At 33.4% G+C, this 6,058-nt stretch carries 6 protein-coding genes and 1 pseudogene; all 7 read right to left on the bottom strand.

All coding sequences use genetic code 11. The annotated features are described in order from the left end of the window. Nucleotides 1-748: 748 nt before the first annotated feature. Nucleotides 749-901 (bottom strand): hypothetical protein, encoded by a 153-nt coding sequence (locus ACQKN2_RS24965; protein ID WP_427417323.1) that lies wholly within the window; start codon nucleotides 899-901, stop codon nucleotides 749-751. Between the two features lie 291 nt (nucleotides 902-1,192). Further along, nucleotides 1,193-1,690, bottom strand: a complete 498-nt coding sequence (locus ACQKN2_RS24960) for a hypothetical protein (RefSeq protein ID WP_427417322.1) — start codon at nucleotides 1,688-1,690, stop codon at nucleotides 1,193-1,195. 180 nt (nucleotides 1,691-1,870) lie between these two features. Then, nucleotides 1,871-1,996, bottom strand: a complete 126-nt coding sequence (locus ACQKN2_RS24955; protein ID WP_427417321.1) for a hypothetical protein — start codon at nucleotides 1,994-1,996, stop codon at nucleotides 1,871-1,873. Between the two features lie 488 nt (nucleotides 1,997-2,484). Further along, a complete protein-coding gene (locus ACQKN2_RS24950; RefSeq protein WP_427417320.1) occupies nucleotides 2,485-2,889 on the bottom strand; it encodes a hypothetical protein in 405 nt (134 codons plus the stop codon). Between the two features lie 1,096 nt (nucleotides 2,890-3,985). Further along, nucleotides 3,986-4,465 (bottom strand): immunity protein YezG family protein, encoded by a 480-nt coding sequence (locus tag ACQKN2_RS24945; RefSeq protein WP_427417319.1) that lies wholly within the window; start codon nucleotides 4,463-4,465, stop codon nucleotides 3,986-3,988. A gap of 4 nt (nucleotides 4,466-4,469) precedes the next feature. After that, a complete protein-coding gene (locus ACQKN2_RS24940; protein WP_427417318.1) occupies nucleotides 4,470-5,753 on the bottom strand; it encodes a DNA/RNA non-specific endonuclease in 1,284 nt (427 codons plus the stop codon). Further along, nucleotides 5,753-6,058: pseudogene (locus ACQKN2_RS24935) on the bottom strand (contractile injection system protein, VgrG/Pvc8 family); the annotation flags it as partial. The pseudogene ACQKN2_RS24935 and the gene ACQKN2_RS24940, both read right to left, overlap by 1 nt.

The raw sequence follows: 6,058 nt of genomic DNA, 5'->3' as shown, positions 1-6,058 counted from the left end.
GTAGCAAGTGAGAACCATGTGGCTTCTTCCTTTTTTTGTGCCTCATCAATGGATAGGTGCAGGCGTACTTGATCCTTCTTGACCTCTAATACCTTTCCCTCAATCGCTGCGCCTGACAGGGAAGGAATGTTTAGTCTTTCATTCATATGTAAAGACAACTTGTTTCAAAGAATGTCGACTTTGTCAAAATGCAAAAATAAACAGCTCACACTTACCAATAAAATGGTTGGTTGTATGAACTGTTTGAGTAGATGAAAGGCTTTTAGCTTACGATAATAACTATTGTAATGAAGCAATTATGATTTTGTGAGATAAAAATATCCATAGTATATTAAAATAATCTTTTAATCCCTATTTTGAAAAATATATTTATCTTTAATATACCTACGATGTAAAAAATTCTGTAAAAGTATCTGTAATCTTATAAAAAAACCATCTTTCTTTTTGCCTTCAGAATAAAAATAGACTGCGGGATCTTCACCCTCATCTATTTTAAAGAAACAAAACATTCACCCTTGACTCATCCAAAATACAAAGTCATTAGGAGTAAGGCTTAACTGCGTTATTATGTCTAACTGAAATTAGCCGCCCGACAAATTCGGCACTAGATAGCCCCTTCCAAAAAGAAACCTTGCATTGTATTATATCAGTAATATCTTAATTCAAACCAAACTTGATATTTATTACTTTTAAGAGATCATTAATATTATCACGCTTCTCAGGGTATTGTTCGATATATTTTTGACTTTCACTCACTAACCTTTGCCATCAATACTAAATCTAAAATATGGTTCATTTCGCCCCCAGAGCCTGCTTCCATGACCCTTGCTATAATAGATTTATCACCATTTGGCATTTCAACTTTAGAACCTTTACCTTTTGCAAATGCTAACAGTACCACCTAGTTTACTTCCTATAACATCTGTTTATCGGTAATTTATAGGGTATATTAGTATATTTTATTTCTTTGGTTCAAGAAAAAACCTTGAAAAGCATAGATCCTCAAGGTTTTAAAAATAATTTACTGGAATGTCAACACTAAATTGAACATTTTATAAGAACTGCGATTCACTTTGAGATACTTCTGTTTCAAAATGTCTATCCTATAAGATACATTTTTAATAAGTTGCCCATTTTTAAAATGTCCTTTACAAAGGGTACACTTTAAATGTGCCTCTATAGGTTTTAAGCGTTATCTCAAAATTTGTTCAATAGCACTTTCTAAAACATTTACTTCCTGACCAATCACCATTAAGCAACTATCATCATCGGATGCAGGTTCAAAACCGATTCTTATTTTTGGAATATCATATTTGACTTTTAGAACTAAAAGAGATTCTACTATTTTCTTAGCTTTCAGCTTTATTTCAGTTCTCTCACCTACTAATAACTCTCTTTCTGAAAAATTAAGAGTAATATCCCCTGTATCTTTATCAAAGGAAAATATTATCATAACATTATTTAAGCTACATCCTATTTCTATTTGGTTCAGAAATACATTTCCTGTCCCTAAAGGAGTGAGTATTTCCTGGAAACTTTTAATTTGATGAAATTCAACATCATCTCCACTATTCTTATCATAGAAATGAGATGACTTTACTTCTGTTGAACTAATCTTAAGTTCTTCAAACACTAGTTTATCTAACTCATCTTTTCGGAAGTTTTCTAGAATAATTTCAAGATTTTCCAAACTAACTACTCCTTTTTATTTGTCAATAAAGCACTTAATTGTTCCGTCTCGATTAAGTCTTACTCCATGACTATCAGGCGCTGAAAGTAACTGTTCAAGGTCTACCCATCCCTGCCTAACCAACTCTATTTCATATACCCAAGGTACATGACGTAACACAGAAACCACCTTGCTAAGTTTTTAGAAATCCTTATTATACTCCTCACTTAAGCCTCCTTCCTTGATGTCTAAAATGCATAACTCGTGTGCGACAAATTCATAGCTATCCAAATATAGTACAAAATGATTTAAATCATTTTTTGCCACTCTGAACTTATCTCCTGTAACTCACTAACCCAATTGGATTCTTCAATTTTATGAGTTTATCGTAAGTGCCACTAATATATTTAGTGAACTTTTCAGAAGAATGTCGATGGGCTACGGTTCTAATAAATTTAATGCCTCCGTTGAAAACTTCGTCGTCTAGCCCTCTATACTGTGCTCCTATTAAATGTCCATCCGTCAGAAATATAGTAAGGTTCAAGTTCTTGGATATTTCTCTTAGTCGCCACTTGCCTTGAAGTCTGTTCAGATTCAGTCGCTCGCCATATTGTCCTACCGTTCTCACAGATTGTAAAAGCACACGTTGCTCAAGCAAAAAAGAAATCACAGTTTCAACTATTACGTTAAAAGCTATGATTTCCTTATTTTTTAGGATGCAATTCAAAAAAGCTATCAAGTACTTTTTAGTGAGATAAATAAATTATTCATAAAACAACTTCAATTGTAATACTTCGGCAATTACTATTGTTTAATTACGGCTTTAAACTAAGAATATATTCAATTCTTGATTTAGCACCAAAGCTCGATTCAATAACCTTATAATCTTCAGTTCCCATTAATTGTATACATTTATTTATATCTTGCAATAACTGTTCTATATCTTCTTTATTAGCATCACCTTTAAATTCATTACTATTGATATATAAACCTAAATTTTCATATATAAAATCTGGTATTTCTTTAAGTTTAAAACACTCAATTGCAACACAAATATAATATGCAGTTTTTGTAAAAGCATTATAATTTAGCTCTCTCCAATCTTCTTCAAATACTTTTGCTGCAGATTGTGATGCCGTAAATCCATCATCTTCTATATATTCTTCAAAACTATATACAACAGAATCTTTGATACTTTCATAATGAACATTATTATTCATAGCACATTCCACCTTAAATCTTAATCCTTATGGAGTTACTGTATTTATTTGTAAAGTTATTTAACTTTATATTAAGATATTTTTTCTGAATTCTAATATAACATTTGTGCAACTTTAACAAGTATTTAACTCTGTGAAAAGATTAACCTCACCTAATATCCCTAATAGTAATGTTGCTTTTCGTTGCCTCATCAAGAACATTATGTCCTTCCACAGGAATCATGATTCTAAAAATAAGAAATGCCCATTTAACCACTGTTATGTATGGTTTATGGGCTCAAGATAATAAGAAATTATTTGTCTAATTAGAAAATAGTTTTTTTCTTATTGTCCTTTGGAGATAAACAACTATTATTTCATTTTAAATTAGATAAAACACTTTTAATTCGATCAGCTAACTTTTCTTGTTCATCTTCAGTCAATTGCTCATCAGATACATCTTCGATACTGAACGATTTCAACACATGTTTAACATCTACTCTAGTACGTTCCCTTCAACCGCTGTTCCTAAAAAGGAGGGTATGCTAGTCTCCCTTGGCGAATGCCTGCCTCCGACAGCAAATAGATATTCAAAGCTAAGAATACCTTGTTGCATGCAAGCAATGGGCTTAAACACTAGATCCTATTTTGGATAAGGTCACGGTCACCGAGTGCTTATGTTTTTTCAATTCAATCACATATGATACCTTATCCTGCTCCACCATCGGTAGTTCAGTACAAAAAATTTTTAAATAAAAAATATTCATCCCATACGAACCATAAAAGGTAGTATGAAATGAATATTTTATTTTTTCTTAATTAGGAAAGTCTTAGAAAGATTATCACTAAAAATCTAGATTATAAATCTCATTTATCCTTTATTTTAAATAGTAATAACTTCTAATTTTTATACCACTCACTATGAAGTGCTTCGCAAAAATTATCTCCTAAATCGTATTATCTTGGAGCTATGACCTAAATATTTTTTATCCTCCACCAACAACATATGAAACAAATTCACATTTGTCGATTTATATAGGCTATTAGGATATTGTATTGTTGAGGTTTTAATATGAACTCGTACAAAATTTTGGATAAATCACCTGAAATTATTCCTTCAATTATTATTTTCAAATTCCTTCATTTTATCAATTTTAATTCTATCACTTTCATCTTGTGGGATATTATTCAGATACTTACATTCCCAGTATTCCAACCTATCGGAAGGGCCAAAACTTGATTCTCTCCAGTTAGTATAATCATATTCTATATTTAACTTTCCTTCAGATGTAAGTTTCATAGTAATTGAAAACCAAGGCTCTTGTCCATTTTCTAAAAATAAATTCTTTAGACTATTTGTGATTTTCAATAAATTTCTCATCAATTTATTATATATCTCTGAATTAATATTATATTTTTTCAAAATATCTCGACAATAAACATAATCACGCTTATTTGTTGGTTTGAAAAAAAAGAAAACCCCTCCCTCTCCATTTTCTACCTCACCGTTAAAATAAAAATCTTCCCAGTCTTCTGGTATCAACTCATTTATTGTTTCTGCTATTTCTCTATATAAATCATTCATCTGCTCTTCCATCCTACTAACCTCCAGGTTGATTTAGTATTGTTCTAGTGACTTCTTTTTTATTCCCTATTTGGTAAGTTACTTCGAAAGAATCTGGTCGCATTGAATCCCCAGAATATATCGGATTAATTTGTACAGTAACTTTTTTCGGTGGATTTTCTTTCAAAGCATTCGCCCATTCAGTCTCCATATTGAACCATTCACCACCAGAACGGTTAATCTGACTATTTTGTGGAACTAAGTTATCAATATCCTTTGGCCCTCTAAACTGTGCTCCTATTAAATGTCCACCGTCATCAGGTTTTCTGTATTTTCCTCCCACTGTCCTCTGTGCGTAAGCATTTCGGTCTGCTGTACCTAATAAAAGAGTTCCCTCACAATCGATAATACGTCCATTGCTATCCGTACGATAAGTATAACCATCTGGTGATTTGTATTCTACATTTGGTTTTAAAACTTTTTTTCTACCATTCTTAGTGAAATGATCACCATAATTCACCTTCTCATGAGGTGATCCTCCAGTCTCATTAGGCTTCTTAGGATCTTTACTTAGGTTAGGGTGTGTTGTATTCGTTATTATACCGTTCTTAGAAATAGGAATAGGAATGTTGTTCAAAAGACCAGTACCTTTTCTACCGAAAAGTTCCTTGACCACGCTTAATGTTGTTTTAGTTCCAAAGTATGATCGTGAATATGCATCCCCATTGATGACATCTTTCTCAATAGTGTCTTTTACCGAATCTTTTATCGCAGTAACTGTTTGAACTGGGTGGAGAGCTAGATTCGCTACACCTTCCACTGTACCAGCTATTGAATCATTTAGATATCTAATTGGGTGGGCAACAAATTTTTTTGCCTCACCGTAAATATCTTTCATTATATCTACTGTTGCATCAAGCTTTCCTTTTTCTATTGCCGTATAGGTTTGGGCAACTTCTTTTGCAGTGGTTTTTACTACGCTTACAGCTTTGTTATAATATTGATTTGCCTTCTGGTACACTTGTTTTGACGTCCGTTGTACCCATCGTGCTCCCTTCTGGACAGTATTTCTTAACCAGAGCGCTCCCGCCTTATAAATACGCTTCCCCCGTCGGATGAGCCACCTTTTGAGCTTTCTTGCTCTTTTTCGTGCCTTTGTATAGATCTTGCCCAATTTTTTCGTAAACCTTTTTATAAATTTCCCTAGTTTTCTCCCGAATTTTTTGATTCCCTTCCACACATTCTTACCTATTTTCATAACTGTCCTAACGACAGGGATACTACCAAGGAAATTGCCGACTGCTTTAAAAAAGCCTTTCATTAAGCACCACCCCCACCAACAGGGATCATGCCCATGACGTCTAATGCAGAGCCAAGGTCAACTCCGTCTCCCGATTTATTGGATACAGACACAGGTGCTTTGTTGGAGCCTTCCATTCTCACAACCTGTCCTTGCATATCGGTGATACTGTCAAGAACGAGACTGCTGGTGCCACATGTTAAGCGCATGGATTCTGTTGCGCTCATGGAGATGCTTTTACCTGCAAAGGTGATATCATTGGCTTTTAGTGTAAGTGATTGCTTACTATGTACTTCTACTCCGCTGCCCTGATCCAGCTTTAGGAA

The organism is Lysinibacillus sp. NPDC093688 (genome assembly GCF_050280145.1).
Taxonomy (GTDB): Bacteria; Bacillota; Bacilli; order Bacillales_A; family Planococcaceae; genus Lysinibacillus; species Lysinibacillus xylanilyticus_B.
Note: the sequence above shows the minus strand (reverse complement) of the source record. Positions and strands in the feature narration are given on the sequence as shown.

What these genes read in the sequence shown, in the direction of transcription:
- ACQKN2_RS24950 (WP_427417320.1), bottom strand. Translation starts at nt 2,889, where the DNA reads ATGAATAATAATGTTCATTATGAAAGTATCAAAGATTCTGTTGTATAT.
- ACQKN2_RS24945 (WP_427417319.1), bottom strand. Translation starts at nt 4,465, where the DNA reads ATGGAAGAGCAGATGAATGATTTATATAGAGAAATAGCAGAAACAATA.
- ACQKN2_RS24940 (WP_427417318.1), bottom strand. Translation starts at nt 5,753, where the DNA reads ATGAAAGGCTTTTTTAAAGCAGTCGGCAATTTCCTTGGTAGTATCCCT.